General features: G+C 69.7%; 19 protein-coding genes and 2 pseudogenes. 16 read left to right on the top strand and 5 right to left on the bottom strand.

Translation table 11 applies throughout. The features are described 5' to 3' along the window. Window positions 1-274: 274 nt before the first annotated feature. Entirely contained in the window at window positions 275-1,669 is a 1,395-nt protein-coding gene (locus AB0I77_RS45050) for a cation:dicarboxylase symporter family transporter (protein ID WP_363288707.1), read from the bottom strand. A gap of 152 nt (window positions 1,670-1,821) precedes the next feature. Here AB0I77_RS45050 and AB0I77_RS45045 point away from each other — a divergent pair, with 152 nt between their 5' ends. After that, window positions 1,822-3,489, top strand: a complete 1,668-nt coding sequence (locus tag AB0I77_RS45045; RefSeq protein ID WP_363288706.1) for a sensor histidine kinase — start codon at window positions 1,822-1,824, stop codon at window positions 3,487-3,489. Further along, window positions 3,486-4,196: a response regulator gene (locus AB0I77_RS45040; protein ID WP_363288705.1), complete on the top strand. Its 711-nt coding sequence runs from the start codon at window positions 3,486-3,488 to the stop codon at window positions 4,194-4,196. The genes AB0I77_RS45045 and AB0I77_RS45040 overlap by 4 nt, the downstream gene beginning before the upstream one ends. A gap of 16 nt (window positions 4,197-4,212) precedes the next feature. Here AB0I77_RS45040 and AB0I77_RS45035 read toward each other — a convergent pair. Together AB0I77_RS45035 and AB0I77_RS45030 are read right to left on the bottom strand one after the other, a co-directional pair. Further along, window positions 4,213-6,579, bottom strand: a pseudogene (locus tag AB0I77_RS45035) (tetratricopeptide repeat protein); the annotation flags it as partial. A gap of 61 nt (window positions 6,580-6,640) precedes the next feature. After that, window positions 6,641-7,180: a hypothetical protein gene (locus AB0I77_RS45030; protein ID WP_363288704.1), complete on the bottom strand. Its 540-nt coding sequence runs from the start codon at window positions 7,178-7,180 to the stop codon at window positions 6,641-6,643. A gap of 26 nt (window positions 7,181-7,206) precedes the next feature. Here AB0I77_RS45030 and AB0I77_RS45025 point away from each other — a divergent pair, with 26 nt between their 5' ends. From AB0I77_RS45025 to AB0I77_RS44975, 11 genes are all read left to right on the top strand, one after another. Continuing rightward, window positions 7,207-8,076, top strand: a complete 870-nt coding sequence (locus AB0I77_RS45025) for a 5'-methylthioadenosine/S-adenosylhomocysteine nucleosidase (RefSeq protein WP_363288703.1) — start codon at window positions 7,207-7,209, stop codon at window positions 8,074-8,076. Window positions 8,077-8,242: 166 nt separating this feature from the next. Then, window positions 8,243-10,156: a tetratricopeptide repeat protein gene (locus AB0I77_RS45020; protein WP_363288711.1), complete on the top strand. Its 1,914-nt coding sequence runs from the start codon at window positions 8,243-8,245 to the stop codon at window positions 10,154-10,156. Between the two features lie 818 nt (window positions 10,157-10,974). Then, window positions 10,975-11,826, top strand: coding sequence for a helix-turn-helix transcriptional regulator (locus AB0I77_RS45015; RefSeq protein ID WP_363288702.1), 852 nt, complete (start codon window positions 10,975-10,977; stop codon window positions 11,824-11,826). A gap of 9 nt (window positions 11,827-11,835) precedes the next feature. Continuing rightward, window positions 11,836-12,027, top strand: a complete 192-nt coding sequence (locus AB0I77_RS45010; RefSeq protein WP_363288701.1) for a hypothetical protein — start codon at window positions 11,836-11,838, stop codon at window positions 12,025-12,027. A gap of 36 nt (window positions 12,028-12,063) precedes the next feature. Further along, window positions 12,064-12,255 carry a hypothetical protein gene (locus AB0I77_RS45005; RefSeq protein WP_363288700.1) on the top strand — a complete coding sequence of 64 codons (192 nt, stop codon included), beginning with the start codon at window positions 12,064-12,066 and terminating at the stop codon, window positions 12,253-12,255. Between the two features lie 49 nt (window positions 12,256-12,304). Further along, complete coding sequence (locus AB0I77_RS45000) at window positions 12,305-13,162, top strand: 5'-methylthioadenosine/S-adenosylhomocysteine nucleosidase (RefSeq protein WP_363288699.1); 858 nt, start codon at window positions 12,305-12,307, stop codon at window positions 13,160-13,162. Window positions 13,163-13,253: 91 nt separating this feature from the next. Further along, entirely contained in the window at window positions 13,254-15,236 is a 1,983-nt protein-coding gene (locus tag AB0I77_RS44995; RefSeq protein WP_363288710.1) for a tetratricopeptide repeat protein, read from the top strand. A gap of 68 nt (window positions 15,237-15,304) precedes the next feature. Beyond that, entirely contained in the window at window positions 15,305-16,681 is a 1,377-nt protein-coding gene (locus AB0I77_RS44990) for an extracellular solute-binding protein (RefSeq protein WP_363288698.1), read from the top strand. Further along, window positions 16,678-17,628, top strand: a complete 951-nt coding sequence (locus AB0I77_RS44985; protein ID WP_363288697.1) for a sugar ABC transporter permease — start codon at window positions 16,678-16,680, stop codon at window positions 17,626-17,628. The genes AB0I77_RS44990 and AB0I77_RS44985 overlap by 4 nt, the downstream gene beginning before the upstream one ends. A 6-nt stretch (window positions 17,629-17,634) precedes the next feature. Then, complete coding sequence (locus tag AB0I77_RS44980; protein ID WP_363288696.1) at window positions 17,635-18,474, top strand: carbohydrate ABC transporter permease; 840 nt, start codon at window positions 17,635-17,637, stop codon at window positions 18,472-18,474. 433 nt (window positions 18,475-18,907) lie between these two features. Next, on the top strand, window positions 18,908-19,615 hold the full coding sequence (locus tag AB0I77_RS44975; protein WP_363288695.1) for a helix-turn-helix transcriptional regulator: 708 nt from the start codon (window positions 18,908-18,910) through the stop codon (window positions 19,613-19,615). A gap of 47 nt (window positions 19,616-19,662) precedes the next feature. Here AB0I77_RS44975 and AB0I77_RS44970 read toward each other — a convergent pair. Beyond that, window positions 19,663-20,016 (bottom strand): annotated as a pseudogene (locus AB0I77_RS44970) (antibiotic biosynthesis monooxygenase). A gap of 96 nt (window positions 20,017-20,112) precedes the next feature. Continuing rightward, the gene (locus AB0I77_RS44965; protein WP_363288694.1) at window positions 20,113-21,138 is read right to left on the bottom strand and encodes an ATP-dependent 6-phosphofructokinase; all 1,026 of its coding nucleotides are present in this window, start codon (window positions 21,136-21,138) and stop codon (window positions 20,113-20,115) included. 219 nt (window positions 21,139-21,357) lie between these two features. Here AB0I77_RS44965 and pta point away from each other — a divergent pair, with 219 nt between their 5' ends. The 3 genes from pta (at window position 21,358) to pyk (ending at window position 26,241) form a co-directional block, all read left to right on the top strand. After that, window positions 21,358-23,460 (top strand): phosphate acetyltransferase, encoded by a 2,103-nt coding sequence (gene pta / locus AB0I77_RS44960; protein ID WP_363288693.1) that lies wholly within the window; start codon window positions 21,358-21,360, stop codon window positions 23,458-23,460. Continuing rightward, entirely contained in the window at window positions 23,457-24,659 is a 1,203-nt protein-coding gene (locus AB0I77_RS44955; protein ID WP_363288692.1) for an acetate kinase, read from the top strand. The genes pta and AB0I77_RS44955 overlap by 4 nt, the downstream gene beginning before the upstream one ends. 157 nt (window positions 24,660-24,816) lie before the next feature. Then, window positions 24,817-26,241, top strand: coding sequence for a pyruvate kinase (gene pyk / locus AB0I77_RS44950; RefSeq protein ID WP_363288691.1), 1,425 nt, complete (start codon window positions 24,817-24,819; stop codon window positions 26,239-26,241). The last annotated feature ends 419 nt before the right edge of the window (window positions 26,242-26,660 follow it).

The following is a 26,660-nucleotide window of genomic DNA, read 5'->3' as shown; positions in this document are numbered from 1 at the left end:
CTCCGGTACCGGGAAGAAATCGCAGACTCTCTGGTGACCCTCTCATGACTCAGCGCCAAGAGTTGAGGGCAGATCCGCCACCGTGCCGGTGGCGAAGTTGAGCGACTGATCCGACCCGTCGCTCGGGTTTCGGGTCTCGGGTTGAGCGTGACCGGGCGGCTGAGCCACGGGGGAGCATCTCAGCCGCCCGGAGTGTTGGAGACGGGCCCGGGTTCAGGCACCGGGCCCGGCTCGTCTGTGAGGGCCGGTCAGGCTTTGGCCGGCCTGGCGGCCGTCAGGCCTTGGCCAGCTGCTTCTCGCCGCCCTGCTCGGGAACCTCCGCCTTGGCGTCGTCCCCGGACTCGCCGTCGTCGTCGAGGAGCGTCTTCTCGTCGAACGGGAGCTGTCCGGCGAGCACCTGGTCGACCCGAGCGCGGTCGATCTCCTTCGTCCAGGTGCCGATCAGGATCGTGGCGATGGCGTTGCCCGCGAAGTTCGTCAGGGCGCGCGCCTCGCTCATGAAGCGGTCGATGCCGACGATCAGGCCGATGCCGTCCACCAGGGCGGGCTTGTGCGACTGAAGACCACCTGCCAGCGTGGCCAGACCGGCGCCGGAGACACCGGCCGCACCCTTCGACGCGACCAGCAGGAAGAGCAGCAGCGGGATCTGCTCCCCGATCGACATCGGCGTACCCATGGCGTCGGCGATGTACAGCGAGGCCATGGTCATGTAGATCATGGTGCCGTCGAGGTTGAAGGAGTAGCCGGTCGGGACGGTGATGCCGACGACCGGCTTGCTGACGCCCATGTGCTCCATCTTCGCGATGAGCCGCGGCAGCGCCGACTCGGACGAGGAGGTCGACAGGATCAGCAGGAACTCGCGGCCCAGGTACTTGAACAGCGAGAAGATGTTCAGGCCCGCGACCAGGCGCAGCATCGTGCCGAGCACGATGAAGACGAAGAGGAAGCAGGTGACGTAGAAGCCGAGCATCAGGACGGCGAGGCTCTTGAGCGCGTCGATGCCGGCGGAGCCGGTGACGGCGGCGATGGCGCCGAAGGCACCGATCGGCGCGGCCCACATCACCATGGCGAGGATGCGGAAGACCAGCCGCTGGATGTGCTCCACCCCGCGCAGGATCGGCGCTCCGGCCGAGCCCATGGCTTGCAGGGCGAAGCCCGCGAGCAGGGCGACCAGCAGGGTCTGCAGGACCGTGCCCTCGGTGAAGGCGGAGATCATGGTGGTGGGGATGATGGAGAGCGCGAAGTCGACCGGCGGCAGCGCCTCGGCGTCCACCTGGTCGTGACCGGCGTTCTTGATCGCCTCGGTGATGTGCAGGCCCGTGCCGGGCTCCAGGATGTTGCCGACGACCAGGCCGATGGCGAGGGCGACCAGCGACATCACCGTGAAGTAGCCGAGCGCGATACCGCCGACGGCACCGACCTTGGCGGCCTTACGCACGGAGCCGATGCCCAGCACGATCGTGCAGAAGATGATCGGCGAGATCATCATCTTGATCAGGTTCACGAAGCCGGTACCGAGCGGCTTCAGCTCGATGGCGAAATCAGGTGCGGCCAGACCAACGGCGATGCCCGCGGCGACCGCGATGATCACCGCGATGTAGAGATAGTGAGTGCGGTCCCGCTTCGCAGCGGGCTTGGCAGGTGCCGTAGCGGGGGTGCTGGCGGTCACGGCTGCCCTCCTTGACGTCTTCGTCGGTATCACCGGAGTGCGGCTCACGTCCGGGTTTTGAGGGGGATTGCCGTGACTATCTCCCGCCCTGTGAGCGCGGTCACCCTTCCGTTCATTTAGTTCACGCTTAACGTGGGGGGCACACTGACGACATGCGCATACCCGTCCCGCGAGCCCGCAGCCTGGCCGGCCAGCTCTTCGCCATGCAGGCCGTGCTGATCGCGGTGGTCGTCGCCGGTTACGCGCTGTTCACCTACGTCAGCGACCGCAACCAGGCGGAGGAGGCGGCGGGCCGCCAGGCGATGGCGGTGGCGCGCTCGGTCGCGGACTCCCCCTCCGTACGGGAGGCGATCCGCACCTCCGACCCGACGGCCTCCCTCCAGCCGTACGCGCTGCGGGTGATGACCGACACCGAGGTCGACTTCGTCACGATCATGAATCCGCAGGGCATCCGCTGGACCCACCCCGACGCGGACGAGATCGGCCAGCGCTTCCGCGGCCACATCACGCCCGCGGTGCGGGGCAAGTCCTTCACGGAGACCTACACGGGCACGCTCGGCCCGTCGGTCCGCGCGGTCACCCCGGTCGAGGACGGCGGCAAGGTCGTCGGACTGGTCAGCGCCGGCATAAGGGTCGAGGAGATCAGCAAGCGGGTGCAGGGCCAGCTGACGGCCCTGCTCGGCGTCGCCGCCGGCGCCCTCGTACTCGGCGCCGTCGGCACGTACGTCGTCAACGCCCGGCTGCGTCGCCACACCCACGGCATGAACGCGGCCGAGCTCAGCCACATGCACGACTACCACCAGGCCGCCCTGCACGCCGTACGCGAGGGACTGCTGATGCTGGACGGGCAGTACAGGGTGGCGCTCATCAACGACGGCGGTCGGGAGTTGCTGGGGGTGGCGTCCGAGGAGGACGTGGTGGGTCATTCGGTGGCCGAGCTGGGCCTGCCCGCACCCCTCACCGGGGCGCTGCTGGCCTCGGAGCCGCGAGTGGACGAGGTGCACCTGACGGCGGACCGGGTGCTGGTGGTGAACACGTCCCCGGTGTCGGGAGGTGAGCGCCGGGGGACGGTCGTGACCTTGCGCGACGTGACCGAACTCCAGTCACTGATGGGCGAGCTGGACTCGGAACGGGGATTCACGCAGGCGTTGAGGTCGCAGGCGCACGAGGCGGCGAACCGCCTCCACACGGTCGTCTCGCTGATCGAGCTGGGCCGGGCCGAGGAGGCGGTGGACTTCGCGACCGCCGAACTGGAACTGGCCCAGGCACTCACCGACCAGGTGGTGGCGGCGGTGAGCGAACCGGTGCTGGCGGCCCTGCTGCTGGGCAAGACGGCCCAGGCGAACGAGCGGGGGGTGGAGCTGGTGGTGTCGGAGGACAGTTGTATCGACGACGGCCTGCTGCCCGAGTCGCTCTCGTCGCGGGACCTGGTGACGATCCTGGGCAACCTCATCGACAATGCGGTGGACGCGGCTCAGGGGAGTGCGCGGGCGAGGGTGACGGTGACGGCGTACGAGGTCCACCGTGAGCTGGTGCTTCGCGTGTCGGACACGGGGGCGGGAGTGGACCCGGCCCACGCCGATACGGTCTTCCAGCGGGGCTTCTCGACGAAGCCGGCGGGGCCGGGCGGGCGGGGGCTCGGGCTGGCCCTCGTACGGCAGGCGGTGGGCCGGCACGAGGGGTCGCTGGCGGTGGCGGAGGCCGAGGGGGGCGGAGCGGAGTTCGAGGTGCGGTTGCCGTTGGGGGACGGGGCTCGTACTTCTGCTCCTGCTTCTGAAGGCGCTGTATCGGGCAGCGCGGTTTCTGGAGGCGACGCATGACGACGACCGAGCAGCAGCAGCCCATACGTGTCCTGGTCGTCGAGGACGACCCGGTCGCCGCCGACGCGCACGTCATGTACGTCAACCGCGTCCCCGGTTTCACGGCCGTCGGCAAGGCGCACACGGGTGCGGAGGCGCGGCGCGCGCTGGAGCGCACGGCGGTGGATCTGCTGCTGCTGGACCTGCACCTGCCGGACGTACACGGCTTGCAGCTGGCGCGTTCACTGCGGGCGGCCGGGTATCAGGCGGACGTGATCGCGGTGACGTCGGCCCGGGATCTGACGGTGGTGCGGGAGGGGGTCTCGCTGGGGGTCGTGCAGTACGTGCTGAAGCCGTTCACCTTCGCCACGTTGCGGGACCGGCTGGTGCGGTACGCCGAGTTCCATGGGGCGGTGGGGGAGGCGAGCGGGCAGGACGAGGTGGACAGAGCGTTGGCGACGCTGCGGGCGCCGGGGCCGGCCGCGTTGCCGAAGGGGCTGAGCGGGCCGACGCTGGAGCGGGTGACGGGTGCGTTGCGGGACGCGGAGGAAGGGCTGACGGCGGCGGGGATCGCGGAGGCGGTGGGGATCTCGCGGATTACCGCTCGCCGGTATCTGGAGCATCTGGTGGAGGCGGGGCGGGCTGAGCGGGCTCCGGTGTATGGGCAGGTGGGGCGGCCTGAGTTGGTTTATCGGTGGGTTCGGGGGGTGGTGGGGAGGGGGCGTTAGGGGAGGTGTCGTTGAGGTCGGCGGCTCGGGTGCGGGCTTGGGCGGCTTCGGTGGGGGCGTTGGCGCGGGTGTAGGCGTCGGCTGACTGGAGGTAGGCGGTGCGGGCGTCGGCGGGGCGGTGAGCGGCCTCGTGGGCGAGTGCCAGGTTGTTGAGGGTCCGCCCCTCGCCGTACCAGTCCTCGAACTCCCGGCGGAGCTCCATGGACTTGCCGTACGCCTCGATCGCCTCCTCCGTCCGGCCCGCCCTCCGCAGAGCGATGCCGAGGTTGTTCCACGCCCTGGCCTCGCCGTGGCGGTTTCCGTTGGCCTGATGCAGGTCACGGGCGCGTCTATGAGCGCCAATCGCCTCCTTCGCCCGGCCCGCCCTCCGCAGAGCGATGCCGAGGCTGTCCCACGCGATGGCCTCGCGCCGGCGGTCTCCGACAGCCTGGAAGATGTCACGGGCAGCGGCATGAGCATCGATCGCCTCTCCCGCCCAGCCCGACTTCTGCAGGGCGTTGCCGAGGTTGTTCCACGCGCTGGCCTCGCGGCGGCGGTCTCCGACAGCCTGGTACAGGTCGCGCGCCCGAGTGTGGGCATCGATCGCCTCTCCCGCCCGGCCCGACTCCAGCAGGGCGTTGCCGAGGTTGTTCCACGCGATCGCCTCGCGCAGCCGGTTCCCAGTCCGGTGGGCGGCCTCCCGCGCGGCCTCCGCGACGGCGATCAAGTCGTCGAAATACCGCCTCCAGACCAGGTACGACCCCAGACACTCGGCCAGCAACACCGCCATGCCCGCCAACCGTTCCTCCCGCGCCCACCCCACCGCCGCAACCAGACCCGCACGCTCCCCGTCCAGCCACGCCAACGCCTGTCCCCGGTCCCCGAACCGCTCCGGCTCCTCCATACCCGGCAGCCACCGCAACCGGTCATCGGCCGCATCCGCAAGCTGGTAATAGATGGCGAGCACCCGCTCCCGCGCCGCCTCCCCCTCCTCCCGAAACCCCTCATCCTCAGCCACCACACCCACCCCGAACTCGCGCACCAGGTCATGCACCCGCCACCATCCGCGCCCGCTTCCCCGCTCAACAAGGTGCGCACGAGCCAATGCCTTCAGATCCCGTACCGGAGGCGCCTCGGCACCGACCAGCGCGGCGGCGACCCCATCGCTCACCTCGGGCCCAGGCGCGAGGGCGAGCAGGCGCAGCAGCCGGGCCTGGGCGGGTGACAGCCGACGGTAGGAGAGCTCGAAGGCGGCGCGGACGCTGCGCTCACCGTCGTCCAGGTGCTCCAGGCGATCGCGGGACTCGCCCAACTCCGCCACGAGTTCGGTCACCGGCTTGCGCGGATCCTCCGCCAGCAGAGCGGCCGCGATCTGCAGGGCCAGCGGCAGATGCCCGCAGAGGCCGGCGAGCTGCTCGGCCGCACCAGGGTTGTCGATGACCCGGACGTCGTGGGGGTCGGCGATCCGCAGGGCAAGGTCGAGGAGTTCGTACGCCTCCTTCGGCGCGAGCTGGCCCAAGGGGACCAGCCGCGCGCCCAGTTGAGGCAGCCGGTCGCGGGAGGTGACCAGGACGTGGTGCCGGGCGTCGCCAGGCAGGAGGGGCCGTACCTGGTCGGGCGACGACGCGTTGTCGGCCACGACGAGCACGGCGCCGCACTCCCGCCCGCGCCGGGCCAGCGCCGAGCGGTAGAGCGCCGCCCGCTCGTCCGCCGTGGTGGGGATGTGTTCCGGCTGGGTGCCGAGGGCGCGCAACAGGGCCTGGAGAGCACGGTCGGCGGTGACCGGTTCCGGGTCGTAGCCATGCAGGTCGATGAAGAGGACCCCGCCGGGGAACCAGCCCCGCGCGCAGGCCAGGTGCGCGGTCTCGACGGCGAGCGCGGTCTTGCCGATGCCGCCGAGGCCGGAGACAGCGGCGACAAGAACCGCCGGGGAGTCCGCCGATCCCGCCCCTTCCGGGTCCAGCGCTCGCAGCAACGCCGCCGTCTCATCCTCCCGGCCGCTGAATCCGCCGGGCCTGGGCGGCAGACCGGCCATCGCCTCAGGTACAGCTGCCCCGCCCTGCTGGATCACGACCTGCACGCCGACGACTTCGCGCAGGAAGACCCCGCCCCGGAAGTCGGTGTGGTCACCGTCGTACCAAGACGCCCCGCTGCCCGGCGCATACCGCTCCATGGCCCGCGCGACGGCACCGGCGCCGTGCGGATCGGCGGAGAGCAGGTCGGCGAGGGCCTCGCCCCACTCCCGTACGGCTTCCCGCCAGGCGGGATCCGTCACCGCCTCAGCGATTTCCCGGGCGGAGGCCCCGCTCTCCAGCCCCACCGCCCCGGCCAGCTTCTCCACGGCTCGGCGTCCGGCATCCCCGCCCGCGCCCTCGGCCAGGGCCGTCAGCAGCGCCGCTTCCATCCCGCTCGTCCCCCGCGTCTAACCCTCGTCGTACGTCAAAGGTACGGCGCCAGACGGAAGTTCACGCCCCCTTCGCGTACCACACCACCTGCGAGGCGAGTCCAGCCACGGCGAGCGCCTCCAGCACCGAGAGCAGGACGAGCAGCCCGCCACCATCGCCGTCCGCCCAGAAGACGACCAGCGCGGCCAACGGCACGGCGCAGAAGGCCGTCAGGTCCACCAGGGTCTGGATGGCCTTCCGGGACCGCCGCCTCGCGTCCCCACGGTGGGCGGTCTCCCAGCCGAACGCGTCGAAACCACCGGCCGGTTGGGCCAGCCCCGCGAGCCTCGGCCCCAAGTCCTCGCGGACGTACGCGCCGATGGCCGAGATCTTCTCGTCGTTCACGAGGTAGGTCCACCCGAGCACCACACACACCGGCGGCAGCGCGAGCAGCATCGACGCCTGCTCGGCCTGGGCCGCAGCGGCGATGACGGCGGCGACGACGGCCAAGGTCACGTACAACAAGTTGTCCCGGAACCCGATCCGCGCCTTCTGCTCGTCCTTGACGCTCTGGTACTCGGCGAGCAGCAACTGCCCGACGGTGACGTCCTGTTCCGGCACTCGATTCCCTTCCCCCGGCGTACCTTATGAGTGTGCCGGAGACCCAGCCCACCGTTCTCGTCCTGACCGCACTCCCCCTCGAATACGCCGCCGTCCGCGCGCACATCGAGAAGCGGGAGGAACTCGTCCACCGCGACGGGACCCGAGTCGAACAGGGCCAACTGCCCGGTACACCCTGGCATGTTGCCATCGCCGAGCTCGGGATGGGTGCCGAGCGGGCCGCCGCTCTCACCACACAGCTCATCAACTGGCTGCGTCCCGAGGCCGTGTTCTTCGTCGGTGTGGCCGGCAGTCTGAAGGACGACGTGGAAATCGGCGACGTAGTCGTGGGCACGCAGGTGTACGAGATCCACGGCGGCAAGCAGACACCCAAGGAGTTCCTGGTCCGGCCGAAGGCCCTGCCTGGCTCGCACGCGCTGGAACAGGCGGCTCGTTCCGCTGTACGGGACATGCCCGACGTACAGGCGCACTTCCTGCCGATCGCCACGGGCGCCGTGGTCCTGGCGGCAGCAAAATCCGAGCTGGCCCAGTTCATCCGCAGGAACTACAACGACGCCGGCGCGATCGAGATGGAGGGCTCCGGGGCAGCCCTCGCGGCCCACGTGAGCGGCCAGTTGGACGCCCTGGTGATCCGGGGCATCAGCGACCGCGCCAACGCCGGCAAGCGCAAGGCGGACGCCTCGGGCTCGCAGAAGCTCGCCGCCGAGCAGGCGGCCTCGGTGACGGTGGCGGTGCTGCACAAGCACCGGCCCCGGCCCCGTGGGGGTTCCGCCGACTCCGAGGAGCGTCCCCATCGACGCCGGGACGACGGAGCGACGTACGGCGGAGACCACATCGACTTCCGAGGCGGCACCTTCTACGGCCCCGTCACCGGCAAGAGCGACGGGCGAGGGTAGGGGCACGGTCCACGGCCCGGTCCCCCGCGCGACGGCCACCTTGCCGCCCCGCCCGCTGGGCTTCACCGGGCGGTCGGCGGAGCTGGACCGGTTGCTCCCGCACCTGGCGCCGGCCGAGGACGACGACACGGCCGCCCTCCCGCTCCTCATCTTCGCCGTCACCGGCATGGGCGGCATCGGCAAGACGGCGCTGGCGGTGGAGGTGGCGCACCGGGCGCGGGCGCGGGGATGGTTCCCGGGCGGGACGCTCTTCGTGGACCTGCGCGGGTACGACGATGACCCGGTCACGGCCGATCAGGCGGTACTGGCCCTGCTGGACGCGCTCGGCGTACGGGACCGGGATCTGCCGCTGACGACGGAGCGCCAGTACGACGCCTACCGCACGCTCCTCGCCGAGCGGCAGGACCGGATGCTGCTGATCCTGGACAACGCGTCGGACCCGTCCCAGTACGTGCCGCTGCTGCCCGGCACAGACCACCACCGGGTGCTCATCACCTCGCGGGACCGGCCCGACGCACTCTCGGTACGCCTGATCGACCTGGAAACTCTCGCCCCGAACGAGTCCGTCATCCTCGTGACCCGCGCGCTGCACGATACTGACGAACGCGACGACCGCCCGGCACGTGAACCCGACGCACTACGTGAACTGACCGAACTTTGCGGCCACTTGCCCCTGGCGCTCCAGATCGCTGCGGGGATGCTGCGCCGGCGGCGCCATCGGGATATCGCGTCTCTGGTGGCCGACGTCCGGGAGGACGGGGATCCGACTGCCGTCTTCGATCGCGGCAGCCCCGGAACGGACCTGTATGGACGCTCGCTTGTCCTGCGGCCTGTATTGGAGACCTCCTACCGCCGGTTGCCTCCCGACCGGGCTCGGCTGCTGCGTCTGCTCTGTCTTGCGCCCGGCGCTGAGACCGGCACAGAGGCGATCGCCGCTCTTGCCGACCTTGACATGGTGTCCGCGCTGTCCCTGCTGGAGGACTTGGCCGCCAGATGTCTCGTCACACCGGTGCGGGGCGTATACGGGACGGCTTCAACCATGCGGTGGCGGGTGCATGACTTGGTGCGGGTGTTCGGGGCGAGTGTGGTGGCGGGAGATGCGGGGTTGCGGGAGGAGGGGGAGGTGGCGCGCGAGCGGGTGCTGGACTTCTACTGGCGGTGTGCGGACGCGGCTGATGACCGGTTGCGGTGGCTGCCGGGAATGGAAGAGCCGGAGCGGTTCGGGGACCGGGGGCAGGCCTTGGCGTGGCTAGATGGGGAGCGGGCGGGATTGGTGGCGGCGGTGTCGTGGGGGCGGGAAGAGAGGTTCGCGGTCACGGCGGTGCGGCTGGCGGAGTGTCTGGCCGAGTACCTGTCCTGGCGGCGGTATTTCGACGACTGGATCGCCGTCGCGGAGGCCGCCCGTGAGACCGCCCACCAGGCCGAGGACCGGTCGGGCGAGGCCGCCGCATGGAACAACCTCGGCCTCGCCCTGCGGGAAGCGGGCCGAGCGGAGGAGGCGATCGACGCCCATATCCGGGCCCGGCACCTGTACCAGGCCGACACAGACCGTTACGGCGAGGCCGCCGCATGGAACAACCTCGGCCTCGCCCTACAGGAGGCGGGCCGAGCGGAGGAGGCGATCGACGCCCATATCCGGGCCCGCGACCTGCACCAGGCCGCTGGCGACCGCCACCGCGAGGGTTCGGCGTGGTGCAACCTCGGCAGCGCCCTGCAGGAGGCGGGCCGAGCGGAGGAGGCGATCGACGCCCATATCCGGGCCCGCGACTTGTACCAGGCCGCCGGGGACCGCCGCCGTGAAGCCATCGCGTGGAACAACCTCGGCAACGCCCTGCAGGACGCTGACCTGACGGAGGAAGCGATCAAGGCGTACGGCAAGGCGCTGGAGTTTCGCCGGGAGTTCGAGGACTGGTACGGCGAGGGGCAGACCCTTGCAAACCTGGCCCTCGCCCACGAGGCCGCCCACTGCCCCACCGAGGCCCGCACCGCCTACCTCCAGGCCGCCGACGCCTACACCCGCGCCAACGCCCCCACCGAAGCCGCCCAAGCCCGCACCCGCGCCCCCGACCAGCCGGAATAGCTCCGCCCTCACCCCACCCCCACATACCCCCGAGCCCCCCGCCAAGGCACCACCGCCCACATCCGAGTCCCACCCCCAGGCTCCCGAGCCTCCCCGAACCCCCACTCCCCCTCACAAGCCCGCACCACGCACCCCAACACCCGCAACGCCGCCCGCCTCCGCGCATCGCAGGCGGCGGCGAGCCGGGGATGGGAGTGCCGAGCGTGCCCGTCGTAGAGAATCACCCGCACCTCCCCCTCCCGATACCGCAGCGACAGGTACACCTCACTGTCGGGCGTGAACCGACAAGCACAGGCGGCCAGTTCACCCACCACCTGCACCACCGCATCAGTCATGTCGGCCAACCCGTGCGTCTGGAGGACAACCCGGGTGGCAGCACGGGCAATGCGCGGGCTGGTCGGCCCGGCGGGCAGGGTGAAGCTGTAGGCGAGGGTGTCGGGGGACGGCGGCGGTGTGTTCAACAGCTCCGAGGACATGGGACAGGCCGAGACGGCTGACGGTGCGGACATGAGCAACTCCCTTGGGTACGCGGCTGATTCGGTGACGCTCGGTGGCATTCGATGGACTTCGGTGATCCGACGACGACCCGACCGGTGGCCTGTCTCCCTGGCACGGGCCCACCCCTCCCAGGGAAGGAGAAGCGGGCAGGCTCGCGCGATGCGCTTCCGACTGCGTCGGGCCGTAAGCGGTTCGTCACTGACTGTAGAGTGCCAGAGTGGCCCCTTGCCACCAAGTCACCGGAATTACCACCCGATGAGGTGGACCAACCGTCCGCCGGAAGGGCAGACTTGCGCCACAACCGCTGGAGGAACTGCCACATGCCGCCGAGGTCAACGCCCACTGAGCGCCAGAAGCGACTGGGTGCCGAGCTGCGCAAGATGCGCCTCGCAGCAGACGTGACCACGGAGTACGCCGCCGGGCTACTCGGACTGGACCGCGCCAAGGTGTCCAACATGGAGGCTGGCGTCCGCACCATCTCGCCCGAGCGGGTACGCATACTCGCCTGCAACTACGCCTGCCACGACGAGGCCTACGTCGATGCCCTGGCCGACATGGCGGGCGACCGCGAACGAGGCTGGTGGGAGGCGTATCGGGGTCAACTCTCCGCCGGGCTCCTCGACATCGCGGAGCTGGAGTGGCATGCGAAGAGCGTCCGCGTAGGCCTGGCGATGCTCATGCCGGGGCTGCTCCAGACCGACGGCTACGCCCGAACCCTGTTCGCCGCCGCCCTGCCGCCCCTGTCAGCGGCGGAGGTCGAACTGCGCGTGGCTCTGCGCCTGCAACGCCAGCAGGTGCTCTACCGCGAGAACCCCATCAGGTACGCCGGTTACATCCACGAGGCCGCCCTCCGCGTAGAGTTCGGCGGCGCCAAGGTGATGCGCGGGCAACTGGTCCACCTGTGCGACGTATCCGAGCGTGACAACATCGACGTGCGCGTGATCCCCTTCAAAGCGGGGGCGTTCCCCGGTGCGGGCCAGGCCGTGATCTACGTCGAAGGACCGGTCCCCCAGCTCGACACCGTGGAACTGGACTCCGCCCACGGCCCCGAGTTCACCCACGGTCAGTCCCAACTCGACAAGTACCGAGCCCACTTGGACTGGATGGAAGCCGCGTCGCTCTCGCCCGAAGCGTCACGCGACTTCATCCGCGACATCGCACGCCAATTCTGAGGAGCCGCTATGCCGGACATCACCTGGGAAGAGCCCTTCTGCGCCGAAGGCGCCAACTGCTTCCGCCTGGGCACTGACCCGCACGGCAATGCCTACATAGCCGTAGCCGGGCAAGAGGACCACCCCCTCACCGACACCCGCGAAGCCCTCCGCACCCTCATCCGCGACATCAAATCCGGCAAGGCCGACCACCTCCTCTAGCCGAATCCGCCGCCCGCCACCTCAGAGAGCCCCGCCATGACCGACATCACCTGGGAAGCCCCCTTCTGCGGAGAAGGCGCCAACTGCTTCCGCCTAGGCACAGACACCAACGGCAACGCCTACATCGCCATCGCCGGCCAGGAAGACCACCCCCTCACCGACACCCGCGAAGCCCTCCGCACCCTCATCCGCGACATCAAATCCGGCAAGGCCGACCACCTCCTGTAAGAACCCGTAAGAACCTGACGAGCCCGCGGCTCAGCAGTACCTTGAGCGCGTGCCGGAGACATCACCCACCGTCATCATCCTGACCGCGCTCCCCGTCGAGTACGACGCCGTACGCGCACACCTCAAGGACGCCGAGGAACTCGTCCACGACGACGGAACCCGCGTCGAACGCGGTCGCCTGGCGGAGACAGACTGGACCGTGGCCATCGCCGAGCTGGGCGAAGGGGCGGTGAACGCCGCCGCGCTGACCATGCGGATCGTCTCCTGGATCCGCCCGGAGGCACTGCTCTTCGTCGGGATCGCGGGCGGGCTCAAGGACGACGTCGAGATCGGCGACGTGGTCGTCGGAACGAAGGTGTACGCCGTCCAGGGCGGCAAGCAGACGCGGACGGGTTTCCACGCCCGCCCCGAGGTCTGGCACGGCTCGCACCGGCTGGTGCAGGCGGCGCGTTCCGCGCTGCGGGATCTGGAGGGGGTTCGGGGGCACCGTAAGCCGATCGCCTGCGGGGACGTCGTCCTGGCCGACGACCGGTCGGCCTTCGCCGAACACATCAGGCGGACGTACAACGACGCGTACGCGATCGAGATGGAGGGCTCCGGTGCGGCTCACGCGGCCCATCTGAGCGGCCAGTTGGACGCCCTGGTGATCCGGGGCATCAGCGACCGCGCCAACGCCGGCAAGCGCAAGGCCGACGCCTCGGGTTCGCAGAGGCTCGCCGCAGCGCAGGCAGCTTCGGTGACGGTGGCGGTGCTGCACAAGCACCGGCCCCGTGAGGGCTCCGCCGACTCCGAGGAGCGTCCCCATCGACGCCGCGACGAGGGAGCGACGTACGGCGGGGACCACATCGATTTCCGGGGCGGCACCTTCTACGGCCCCGTCACCGGCAAGAGCGACGGGCGAAGGTAGGGGCACCATCCATGGCCCGGTCCCCCGCGCGACCGCCACCCTGCCACCCCGCCCCCTGGGCTTCACCGGCCGCTCGGCTGAACTGGACCGCCTGCTCCCGCACCTCGCACCCGGCAAGGACGACACAGACGCTCGCCCCCTCCTCATCTTCGCCGTCACCGGCATGGGCGGCATCGGCAAGACCGCACTGGCACTGGAGGCAGCGCACCGGACCCATGCGCAGGGCTGGTTCCCGGGCGGGACGCTCTTCGTGGACCTGCGGGGGTACGACGACAATCCGGTGACCGCCGATCAGGCGGTGCTGTCGCTGTTGGACGCGCTGGGGGTGCGGGGGCCGGATCTGCCACCGACCGCGGCCCGGCAGTACGACGCGTATCGCAAGCTCCTGTCCGAGCGGCAGGATCGGGCCCTGCTGATCCTGGACAACGCCTCCGCCCCCTCCCAGTTCCTGCCGCTGCTGCCCGGCACGGACCACCACCGAGTGCTGATCACCTCACGCGACCGCCCGGATTCCCTGCCCGTGCGGCTCATCGACCTCGAGACACTCGCCCCGGACGACTCCGTAGCCCTCGTGACCCGCGCCCTGTACGACTCCGACGAGCGCGACGACCGGCCGCAGCGGGAACCTGACGCCCTGCGGGAACTGACGTACCTCTGCGGCCAGTTGCCCCTCGCCCTCCAGATCGCCGCCGCGATGCTCCGCCGACGCCGTCATCGCGGCATCGCCTCCCTGGTGTCCGAGATCAGGAAGGCCGGCGACCCCACCGTCGTCCTCGACAACGGCAGCCCCGGCACGGACCTGTACGGCCGCTCGCTCGTCCTCCGCCCGGTGCTGGAGACCTCGTACCGGCGGCTCGCGCCCGACCGGGCCCGGCTGCTGCGTCTGCTCGCCATCGCGCCCGGCGCGGAGACCAGTACGGAGGCCGTGACCGCCCTGGCCGGCCTCGACGAGCAGGCTGTGCTGTCCCTGCTGGAGGACCTGGCCGCCACCTATCTGGTTTCACCGGTGGTGGGCACCGACAGCCCCACCGCCGTCACCCGCTGGCGGGTGCACGACCTGGTCCGCGCGTTCGGGCAGCGGGTGGTGGCGTCGGATCCCGGCCTGCGCGAGGAAGCGGACGCGGCGCGGGAGCGGGTGCTGGCCTTCTGCCACCGGTGGGCGATGGCCGCCGACGAGCGGTCTGTCTGGCTGCCGGGGCGGCCGGAGCCGGAGCGGTTCGCGGACCGGCCGCAGGCCTGGGCGTGGCTGCGCGGCGAACGCGCCACACTGGTCGCGGCGGTGCAGTGGGCGCACGAAGAACGATTCGCGACCATGGCGGTGCGCCTGGCCCAGCGCCTCGTGAGGTTCCTGGAGTGGTGGCGGCACGTCGACGACGGAATCACCGTCGCCCGTACGGCTCTCGAGGTCACGCAGCGCTCCGGAGACCGCGCGGGCGAAGCCAAGGCATGGAACCACCTGGGCATGATCCTGCGGTCGGCCGACCGGGCGGAGGAGGCGATCGAGTGCTGTGCCCACTCCCGCTTGCTGTGCCAGGAGATCGAAGATCGCAAGGGCGAGGCCGATGCCTGGGACGAACTCGCCATTTCCCTGTCCCATGCCGGCCGGTCGCAAGAGGCGATCGAGATCTACACCCGCGCCCGCGCCTACTACCGGTCGACCGGGAACCGCCAGGCCGAGGGATGGACATGGAATCACCTCGGCATGACCCTTCAGGACGTAGGCAGGATCCCAGAGGCGATCGAAGCCCACGTCCGCGCCCGTGACCTGTTCCAGGCCGTGGGAGATCGCCACCGCGAGGGCTTGGCCTGGAGCTGTCTCGGCACCGCCCTGAACCTGGCGGGTCGCCACGAGGAGGCCCTCGACCCCTACGGCCACGCGCTGGCCATCCACCGCGAGTTCGAGGACTGGTACAGGGTCGGCGGCGTCCTCCACAATCTGGCGCTCACCCACGAAGTCGAAGGACGCCCTGCCGAAGCCCACGCCCTCTGGCTCCAAGCAGCCGAAGCCTTCACCCGGGCCAACTCCCCGGAAGACGCCTGTCTCGCCCAATCCGCCGCAGACGCATTGACCTGACTAGACCACCGCTCCTACCTTCACGGGGCAGCCATCCCGGCCACAACGACGTGAGCCCGCAGGAGGTCATGCCCGTGCGCCCCACCGCCGCCCGCCCAATCGCCTTATTAGCCGCCCTTGTCGCCACCGGAGCCACCGCCTGTGGAGGCGGCTCCGGAAGCGACCCCGACACCGTCAAGGTCTCCTTCAAACAGTCCACCGACAACTCGATCCACGTCATGGACGACTACCTCGCCGGCATCAAGAAGCAGTTCGAGAAGGCCAACCCCGGCAAGAAGGTCGAGCTCGTCCCCATCAAGGCCCCGGACTCGGAGTACTACACCAAGCTCCAGCAGATGCTCCGCTCCCCCAAGACCGCCCCGGACCTGGTCTACGAGGACACCTTCCTGATCAACAGCGACATCACGTCCGGCTACCTCAAGCCCCTCGACCCCTACCTCGCCAAGTGGCCGGACTGGGACAAGTTCGTCGACACGGCCAAGACGGCGGCGAAGGGCGAGGACGGCAAGACGTACGGCGTCCCGGACGGCACCGACACCCGAGGCCTCTGGTTCAGCAAGGACATCTTCCAGAAGGCCGGCCTGCCCGCCGACTGGCAGCCGAGGACCTGGGCCGACGTCCTCACCGCCGCCCGCACCATCAAGCAGAAGGTCCCGGACGTCATCCCCCTGAACGTCTACACGGGCAAGCCGGTCGGCGAGGCCTCCACCATGCAGACCTTCGAGATGCTCCTCTACGGCACCCAGGACGCCGGAGGCCAAGATCCCCTCTACGACAGGGCGTCCAAGAAGTGGGTCGCCGGAAGCGACGCCTTCAAGGACGCCCTCTCCTTCGTCGAGACCGTCTTCGAGGAGAAACTCGGCCCGGACGTCGAAGAAGCCCTCGATCCCAACGTCATGACCCACGTCCGCGGCGACTGGTTCCCCGAGAACAAGCTCGGCATCGCCCTCGACGGCTCCTGGCTCCCGCAGGACTGGCTCCCCGGCAGCGGTCACGAATGGCCCGAGTGGTCGAAGGAACTCGGCCTCGCCGCCATGCCCACCCAGCACGGGCAGGCCCCCGGCAAGGTGAGCATGTCCGGCGGCTGGACCTGGTCGATCCCGGACAAGGCGGCCAACCCCGACCTGGCCTTCGAGTTCATCAAGACCATGCAGACGAAGGCCAACGCCCAGAAGTGGTACATCGCCAACTCCGGGATCGCGGTACGGAAGGACGTCGCCGCCGACCCCGCGTACACCAAGGCCCAGCCCGGCATCAAGTTCTTCACGGACCTCGTCGCCAGCACGCACTACCGGCCCGCCTTCCCGGCGTACCCGCAGGTCTCCACCGCCATCCAGGAGGCGATGGAGGGCGTGACGACGGGCGACATGTCAGTGGCGGAAGCGGCGGGCGGCTACGACGACGCGCTCAAGGACGCCACCGACAACCAGGTGATCCAGAAGTGACCACCGCCGCACCGCACGCGACGGGCCCCGGGGCACCGAAGTCCCCCTCCAGCCCGCCCACCACTTCACGGTCCGCCACACCCCCGAGACTCCGCCGCTCCCTCACCCGCGCCCTCCCCGTCTCCCCCGCCCTGATCCTCCTGCTCCTCTTCCTCGCCGGCCCGATCGCGTACTGCGCCTACATCGCCTTCACCGACCTCCAGCTCACCGGCCAGGCCGAGTCGTCGTTCGTCGGCTTCGACAACTTCCGTACGGCGTTCCAGGACGAGGAGTTCCTCAACGCCGTATGGCTGACGCTGGTGTTCACCGTGTTGTCGTCGCTGATCGGCCAGAACACGCTGGGGCTCACGCTGGCCGTCCTCATGCAGCGGGCCTCGAAGCCGGTCCGCACCCTCACCGGTGGCATCGTCATCACGGCCTGGGTGCTGCCGGAGGTGGTCGCCGGCTTCCTGCTCTACGCCTTCTTCCGCCGCGAGGGCACCCTGAACGCCATCCTGGACTTCCTCCAACTTCCGTCCCAGAACTGGCTGTTCACCCTGCCGATCCTGGCCGTGTCCTTCGCCAATGTGTGGCGCGGCACGGCCTTCTCCATGCTCGTGTACTCCGCCGCCCTCAACGAGATCCCCAAGGAGATCACCGAGGCCGCAGAGGTCGACGGCGCCGGCGGCCGGCGCCGTATGTGGCACATCACGCTGCCGATGATCCGGCGTTCCATCGGCACGAACCTCATGCTCAACACCCTCCAGACCCTCTCCGTCTTCGGTCTGATCTGGGTGATGACGCGGGGCGGCCCGAGCGGCAAGAGCCAGACGCTCCCCCTCTTCATGTACGAACAGGCCTTCCAGAACAGCCTGATCGGCTACGGCACGGCGGTGGCGCTGCTGCTGCTCCTGGTCGGCTCCCTGTTCTCCCTCGTCTATCTGCGCCTGCTGCGGACGGAGGTCTGACGACACATGGCACTCACGCTCGCCTCCCGCCGCCGCAGCCGCCGCCTGGCCGCCGACGCGGGGCTGCTCGCGCTCGCCTTCGCCTTCATGCTGCCGCTGGCCTGGGTGGTCCTGTCGTCCATGGATCCGCGAGCCGACCTGAGGGTGAAGGCCCCCGACGGCCTCACCCTGGACAACTTCGACGCGATCCTCACGCAGGACATCACCTTCACACCGCTCCTCAACAGCCTGATCCTGTGCGGCGGCGCGACCCTGCTGACGGTGGTGTGCGCGGCGCTGGCGGCGTACCCCCTGTCGCGCTTCAAGTCGCGCCTGAACCGTCCCTTCCTCCTCACGATCCTCTTCGCGACCAGCCTCCCGATCACGGCGATCATGGTCCCGGTCTACGCCCTGTTCGTGCAAGTCGACCTCGTCGACACCTTGCAGGGCACGGTCTTCTTCTTCGCCGCCTCCCAACTCCCCTTCGCCATCTGGCTGATGAAGAACTTCATGGACGGCGTACCGAAGGAGCTGGAGGAGGCGGCGTGGACGGACGGAGCGTCGCCCCTTCAGTCACTCATCCGCATCGTGCTGCCGCTCATGGGCCCGGGAGTCTCCGTGGTGACGGTCTTCTCCTTCGTGATGATGTGGGGCAACTTCTTCGTCCCGTTCATGCTCCTGCTCACCCCGGACCAGATGCCGGCGAGCGTGAGCATCAACGAGTTCTTCGGCAACCGGGGCATGGTGGCGTACGGGCAGCTCGCCGCGTTCTCGATCGTCTACTCGACGCCGGTGATCCTGTTGTACGTACTGGTCGCCCGGCGGTTGGGGGGAGGGTTCGCCTTGGGCGGCGCGGTCAAGGGGTGAGAGTTCGGGGTGAGTTCGTGGTGAGAGTTCGCGGTGGGACAGCGCACCGTTCGGATCGCGCCGCGGGTTCTCCTCGTTCACGCGCCCGATCGCCGCGTCTGCCACGGCGTACTCGTCTTCGATATCCGCCCGCACGGGCGAGACCTGCGACGCGCCGTCCGGGCCGACCGTCGCGAGGTGCCCGAAGCTCGGTGCCGGCAGACGCTCGCGCATATGCCTCTCTACCTTGCCATTCACCTCGTGCAGGAAAGGCACACTCCTCCGTTCCTCCCGCCCGGGCGACCCGGCGCCACCCTCGCCACCGCCCCCGCGCCGCCGACCGACGATCTTCGGCCGCCCCGAACCGACGTCCGAAACCGTACTTTCCTACAATCTGTGATCCTGGCCGAACAGATCGTAGTCACCGCACTCCGGCGGCCCTAGCTTGTGGCCCGTGCGCCGACCCCCACTCCAGCCGAACCAGCCGAGCCCGCCGCCGACTCCCCCGTTCGACGCCTCCGCCGCCCGCCGACTCCGTACCGCCCTCGGCATGGGACCGGAGCACGTCGCCTATGACATGCGCGCCTCGTACGGACTCCCCCACGTCAGCCCGGGCCTCGTCATCGCCTGGGAACGCGGGGTCACCGCGCCCAGCCCGCCCGAACTGACCGCTCTCGCAGGGGTGTTGTGGTGCTCCCCTGGTGAACTCATCGGCAGACCGCGAACCTTGCGCGAACACCGCCTCGCCCGTGGACTCGCGCCCGAGGACGTCGCCCGCACCGTCGGACTCGAACTCCTCGCCTACCTCGGCATGGAGGAGAACGACGAGTGGCGCGGCACCGAGCGCCAGTCGTCCGTGCTGGCCGGGCTGCTCGACCTGGAGCTGCCCGACTTCATCAGCGTCACCGGCCGCGGCCCGAAACTGACCGAGCTGCTGCGCGGCGCGGTGACCACACGCTGGAAGGCGTACGTCCGCCCGGTCGCGAAGATGGTGCCCCTGGACCGGCGTCTCCTGGAGGACACCCTTAAGGAGCTGCATCGCGCGTACCAGGGGCAGATGGTCGCCGCGCTCAGCTGGGGAAGCGCCGGCGAGGCCGGCCAGGACTTCCTCGACCGGATCGTCGAGCACTTCTGGGCGACGGTCGAGTCCAACACCGGGTAGAGCGCGAGCACAACACACCGAGTAGAGCGACAGTGGACGTCACCCGCCTACGCTCGTATGAACCCGTGGCTCCGCTCCACTTTCGCCACATGCAGCGTGTAGCTCTGGTACCACTCGGCTCGCCCGCGCTTTTGCGCCGCGCGGTGCTCGACGTCGGTCCGCCACTAAGTGAGGGCGTCGGCGTCGCGGAAGTAGCCGACGGTGATGCCCAGCCCGCCAGGAGTCTGCGCGTGGTCCATCCCCAGGTACCCGGGGACGTCCTTCACCAGCTCTTCCATGCGTGCGTTGGTCTCGCTGTAGCCGCTCTGGTCCTGGGTCCGCACCGTGGTGAAGACAGCCACGTAGTAGGGGGGTTCATAGGCCTCGACGGGCGCGACAGGCGCTTCCGAGTGATCGCTCATGGCGCCACCGTAAGGCGGGGTGCGCCCAACGCTCCAGCGTCTTTCCTGGACGGGACGGGACGGGGAACACCAGGGCGAACGGTGGCTGACGCGGTGCTAGAACACCGACTCCGCCTCGTCCATCCGGTCCTTCGGCACCGTCTTCAGCTCGGTCACGGCCTCCGCCAGCGGCACCATCACGACGTCGGTGCCCCGCAGCGCGGTCATCCGGCCGAAGTCGCCCCGGTGCGCGGCCTCCACCGCGTGCCAGCCGAAGCGCGTGGCGAGCACCCTGTCGTACGCGGTGGGCGTGCCGCCGCGCTGGACGTGGCCGAGGATGACCGGCTTGGACTCCTTGCCGAGCCGGCGCTCCAGCTCGTAGGCCAGCGCCGTACCGATGCCCTGGAAGCGCTCGTGGCCGAACTGGTCGATCTCGCCCTTGCCGTAGTCCATGCTGCCCTCGGCGGGGTGGGCGCCCTCGGCGACGCAGATCACCGCGAACTTCTTGCCGCGTGCGAAGCGCTCCTCGACCATCTTGACCAGGTCGGCGGGGTCGAAGGGGCGCTCGGGCAGGCAGATGCCGTGCGCGCCGGCCGCCATGCCGGACTCCAGCGCGATCCAGCCCGCGTGCCGGCCCATGACCTCGACGACCATCACGCGCTGGTGGGACTCGGCGGTGGTCTTGAGGCGGTCCATGGCCTCGGTCGCCACGCCGACCGCGGTGTCGAAACCGAAGGTGCGGTCCGTCGACGAGATGTCGTTGTCGATCGTCTTCGGGACGCCGACCACCGGCAGGCCCGTGTCGGACAGCATGCGCGCCGCCGTCAGGGTGCCCTCGCCGCCGATCGGGATCAGCGCGTCGATGCCGAAGTCGCGGGCTTCCTCGGCCGCGTTCTCGCAGGCCTCGCGCAGCCGGTCGCGCTCCAGGCGGGAGGAGCCGAGGATGGTGCCGCCGCGGGCGAGGATGCCGCTGACGCCGTTGAGGTCGAGGCTGCGGTAGCGGCCGTCCAGCAGGCCCGCGTATCCGTCCTCGAAGCCGATGACCTCGTCGCCGTAATGGTCGACCGCTCGGTGCACGACCGACCGGATCACGGCGTTCAGGCCGGGGCAGTCGCCGCCTGCGGTGAGAACTCCGATACGCATCGTGCTGTGTCTCCTGCTCGCTGTTGACACCGGTGAGCCGGACCCGATTGTTTCATGCCCCACAGGACGGTGTCGCCCCTCCTCCTGACGGGCGCCTTATCTATCGCGAGAGGTATTGTCAAGTGGGTTCTGCTCACCTCGGTGGGCGATTTTTATGACCCCCAACGAAATTTATATACGGCCCCCAAGCGCACCCCACCCACGAAACGGAGAGCACGCGTGACCCGCAGCGTGTACGTGACCGGAATCGACCGCGGCGACGGCCGCCAGGTCGTCGAGCTGGGGGTCATGGAACTCCTGACCCGGCAGGTCGACCGGGTGGGCGTCTTCCGTCCCCTCGTCCACGACGACCCGGACCGTCTGTTCGAGCTGCTGCGCGCCCGCTACCGGCTCTCCCAGGACCCGGCGACCGTCTACGGCATGGACTACCACCAGGCGTCCGCCCTCCAGGCCGAGCGCGGAGCGGACGAGCTGGTGTCGACGCTCGTCGACCGGTTCCACCGGGTCGCCCGGGACTACGACGTCGTCCTCGTCCTCGGTACCGACTTCGCCGACACCCAGTTCCCGGACGAGCTCTCGCTCAACGCACGGCTCGCCAACGAGTTCGGCGCCTCGGTGATCCCGGTGGTGGGCGGCCGGGGGCAGACCGCCGAATCGGTACTCGCCGAGACCCGCAACGCCTACCGGGCCTACGACGGCCTCGGCTGCGACGTGCTCGCCATGGTCGCCAACCGGGTCGCCCGCGCCGACCGGGACGAGATCGCCGAGCGCGTGGGCTCCCGGCTCCCCGTGCCCTGCTACGTCCTCCCGGACGAGCCCGCCCTCGCCGCGCCGACCGTCTCCCAGATCGCGCACACCCTCGGCGCCAAGGTGCTGCTCGGCGACGACTCGGGGCTGGCCCGGGACGCGCTCGACTTCGTCTTCGGCGGCGCCATGCTGCCGAACTTCCTGAGCGCCCTGACGCCCGGCTGCATGGTCGTCACGCCGGGCGACCGGGCCGACCTCGTGGTGGGCGCGCTCGCCGCGCACAGCGCCGGCACCCCGCCGATAGCGGGCATGCTGCTCACCCTCAACGAAGTGCCGAGCCACGCCGTCCTCACCCTCGCCGCCCGCCTCGCCCCCGGCACCCCGGTGCTCTCGGTGGCCGGCAACAGCTTTCCCACCGCCGCCGAACTCTTCTCCCTGGAGGGGAAGTTGAACGCGGCGACCCCGCGCAAGGCGGAGACCGCGCTCGGCCTCTTCGAGCGGTACGCCGACACCGCCGAGCTCAACAGCCGCGTCTCCGCGCCGAGCAGCGACCGCCTCACGCCGATGATGTTCGAGCACAAGCTCCTGGAGCAGGCCCGCTCCGACAAGCGGCGCGTCGTGCTGCCCGAGGGCACCGAGCCGCGCGTCCTGCACGCGGCCGAGGTGCTGCTGCGGCGCGGGGTGTGCGACCTCACCCTGCTCGGCCCGGTCGACCAGATCCGCAAGAAGGCCGCCGACCTCGGTATCGACCTGGGCGACTGCCAGTTGATCGACCCGGCCACCGCCGAGCTGCGCGACTCCTTCGCCGAGAAGTACGCCGCGCTGCGCGCCCACAAGGGCGTCACGGTGGAGCTGGCCTACGACGTCGTCTCCGACGCGAACTACTTCGGCACGCTGATGGTCCAGGAGGGCCTCGCCGACGGCATGGTGTCAGGGTCCGTGCACTCCACGGCCGCGACCATCCGCCCGGCCTTCGAGATCATCAAGACCAAGCCGGACGCATCGATCGTGAGCTCGGTCTTCTTCATGTGCCTCGCCGACAAGGTCCTCGTCTACGGCGACTGCGCCGTGAACCCCGACCCGAACGCCGAGCAGCTCGCCGACATCGCCGTCCAGTCGGCCGCCACCGCCGAGCAGTTCGGTGTGCCGGCGCGGATCGCGATGCTGTCGTACTCGACCGGTACGTCGGGCTCGGGCGTCGACGTCGACAAGGTGCGGGAGGCCACGGACCTCGTCCGCTCGCGCCGCCCCGACCTGCGGATCGAGGGGCCCATCCAGTACGACGCCGCCGTCGAGCCGACGGTCGCGGCGACCAAGCTGCCGGGCTCCGAAGTCGCGGGCCAGGCCAGTGTGTTGATCTTCCCCGACCTCAACACCGGCAACAACACGTACAAGGCCGTGCAGCGTTCGGCCGGCGCGATCGCCGTCGGACCGGTGCTGCAAGGCCTGCGCAAGCCGGTCAACGACCTGTCCCGGGGCGCCCTCGTCCAGGACATCGTCACGACGGTCGCCATCACGGCGATCCAGGCCCAGACACTCGCCGCGTCCCCGATCGAGAAGGCAACCGCCCAGTGAGCGCCACCCGTGTCCTCGTCCTCAACTCCGGCTCCTCGTCGGTGAAGTACCAGCTGCTCGACATGCGGGGCGGCGGCCGGCTGGCCGTGGGGCTCGTCGAGCGCATCGGCGAGGAGACCTCCCGGCTCAAGCACACGCCGGTCGAAAGCGGCAAGACCCGCGAGTGGACCGGCCCGATCACCGACCACGAGGCCGCCCTGAAGGCCGTGGCGGAAGAGCTGTCGAAGGACGGGCTCGGGCTGGACTCCCCCGAGCTGGCCGCCATCGGGCACCGGGTGGTGCACGGCGGCCGGCACTTCACCGAGCCGACCGTCGTCGACGACGCCGTCCTCGCCGAGATCGAGCGGCTGATCCCGGTGGCCCCGCTGCACAACCCGGCCAACCTGACCGGCATTCGCACGGCACAGGCGCTGCGCCCGGACCTCCCGCAGGTCGCCGTCTTCGACACCGCCTTCCACACGACGATGCCGGAGTCGGCCGCCCGCTACGCGATCGACGTGAAGACCGCCGACGAGTACCGCATCAGGCGCTACGGCTTCCACGGGACCTCGCACGCGTACGTGTCCCGGGCTACGGCGAAGCTGCTGGGCAAGGCGCCTCAGGACGTCAACGTCATCGTGCTGCACCTCGGCAACGGGGCGTCGGCCTCCGCCGTCCGAGGCGGGAAGTGCGTGGACACCTCCATGGGGCTGACGCCCTTGGAGGGGCTCGTGATGGGTACGCGCTCCGGAGACATGGACCCGGCTGTCATCTTGCATTTGACGCGCGTTGGCGGAATGTCCACGGACGAGATCGACACTCTTCTCAACAAGAAGAGCGGATTGATCGGTCTGTGCGGGGACAACGACATGCGGGAGATCCGCCGCCGGATCGACGAGGGTGATGAGCGGGCCCGGCTGGCCTTCGACATCTACATTCACCGTCTGAAGAAGTACATCGGCGCCTATTACGCCGTACTCGGACGGGTGGACGCGGTCGCCTTCACCGCGGGCGTCGGGGAAAACGCGAGCGCCGTGCGGGAAGCTGCCATGGCCGGCCTCGAGGGACTGGGCCTGGCGGTGGACGGCGAGCTGAACGCGGTGCGCGGCGACGAGCCACGGCTGATCTCGCCCGGGTCCGCGCGGGTCGCCGTCGCCGTGGTGCCGACCGACGAGGAGCTGGAGATTGCGACACAGACCTACGCACTGGTCGGGCAGTAACAATATGCGGCTCCGCCGCGTGGCCGGCTGAGCAATACACGGCATACACCGCATACACAGCAGTAACACGCCTGAGCGCAGAGCCGCCCATTTGTATCTTCTGGGTCTTCCACCAGACGGAATATTCCGTAGCGAAACAAACCGATAGGATCGCCCTATGCGCCGTTCGAAAATCGTCTGTACTCTCGGCCCCGCGGTCGACTCCCACGAGATGCTCGTGTCCCTGATCGAAGCCGGCATGAACGTGGCCCGCTTCAACTTCAGCCACGGCTCGCACGCCGAGCACCAGGGGCGGTACGACCGCGTCCGGGCCGCCGCCAAGGAGACCGGCCGCGCCATCGGCGTCCTCGCCGACCTCCAGGGCCCCAAGATCCGGCTGGAGACCTTCGCCGAGGGCCCGGTGGAGCTGGAGCGCGGTGACGAGTTCGTCATCACCACCGAGGACGTGCCCGGTGACAAGCAGATCTGCGGGACGACGTACAAGGGCCTGACCGGTGACGTGTCGCGCGGCGACCCGATCCTGATCAACGACGGCAATGTCGAGCTGAAGGTCCTGGACGTCGAGGGTTCGCAGGTGCGGACGATCGTCATCGAAGGCGGAGTCGTCTCCGACCACAAGGGCATCAACCTGCCCGGCGCCGCCGTGAACGTGCCGGCGCTGTCCGAGAAGGACATCGACGACCTGCGTTTCGCGCTGCGCATGGGCTGCGACCTGGTCGCGCTGTCCTTCGTGCGGGACGCCACGGACGTCGCCGACGTCCACAAGATCATGGACGAAGAGGGCCGCCGGGTCCCGGTCATCGCCAAGGTGGAGAAGCCGCAGGCGGTGGAGAACATGGAGGACGTCGTGATGGCGTTCGACGGCGTGATGGTCGCCCGTGGCGACCTGGCCGTCGAGTACCCGCTCGAGAAGGTCCCCATGGTGCAGAAGCGCCTGATCGAGCTGTGCCGGCGCAACGCCAAGCCGGTGATCGTGGCGACCCAGATGATGGAGTCGATGATCACCAACTCCCGGCCGACCCGCGCCGAGGCCTCCGACGTGGCCAACGCGATCCTGGACGGCGCGGACGCGGTCATGCTGTCGGCGGAGTCGAGCGTGGGCGCGTACCCGATCGAGACCGTGAAGACGATGTCGAAGATCGTCACCGCGGCGGAGCAGGAGCTGATGTCGAAGGGCCTGCAGCCACTGGTCCCCGGCAAGAAGCCGCGTACGCAGGGCGGTTCGGTCGCCCGTGCCGCCTGCGAGATCGCCGACTTCCTCGGCGGCCGGGGCCTGGTGGCCTTCACCCAGTCCGGCGACACCGCCCGCCGCCTCTCGCGCTACCGCGCGGTCCAGCCGATCATCGCCTACACCCTGGACGAGTCCACCCGCAACCAGCTGGCGCTCAGCTGGGGCGTGGAGTCGCACGTCGTGCCGTTCGTGAACAGCACCGACGCGATGGTCGACCTGGTGGACCAGGAGATCACCAAGACGAAGCGCTTCAACCCGGGCGACATCGTCATCATCACCGCGGGCTCACCGCCCGGCGTCTCCGGCACGACCAACATGCTGCGGGTGCACCATCTGGGCGGCGCCAACTGATCGGGCTGTAGGGGCTGTTGTATGGCACTGAGGGCGCTCCCTGTGGACAGGGGGCGCCCTCAGTGGCTTTCACGCTGGGTGTCACGCGTCGGCCGCCACCTGCACGATGGCGCGAGCTCAGCGATGCCGGAAGGCATCCACGGCAGCCTGCCTGATTCTCTTGGTCCGGCCCTTTTGAGAGACAACACGCAGGACGTCCTGGTCGGCGGTCACGCGGACCGCTCTCCAGCGATTCCAGGACCCCGAGGTCCCGCGCCCGGCGCGCGGAGAAGTCGCGCACAGTCGGCGGGAGGATCCGTACCCAACGCTCGCGTTCGTCCCCTGGAACGCGTTCCAGTACGTCACCGACGACCTCCGGACCGTCGGCGAACAAGGCATCGTCCTCGGACGGGCCGACGACCTGGGCGAGTTGCCGCAGC

This window comes from Streptomyces sp. NPDC050619 (assembly GCF_040654815.1).
Lineage (GTDB): Bacteria > Actinomycetota > Actinomycetes > Streptomycetales > Streptomycetaceae > Streptomyces.
Note: the sequence above shows the minus strand (reverse complement) of the source record. Positions and strands in the feature narration are given on the sequence as shown.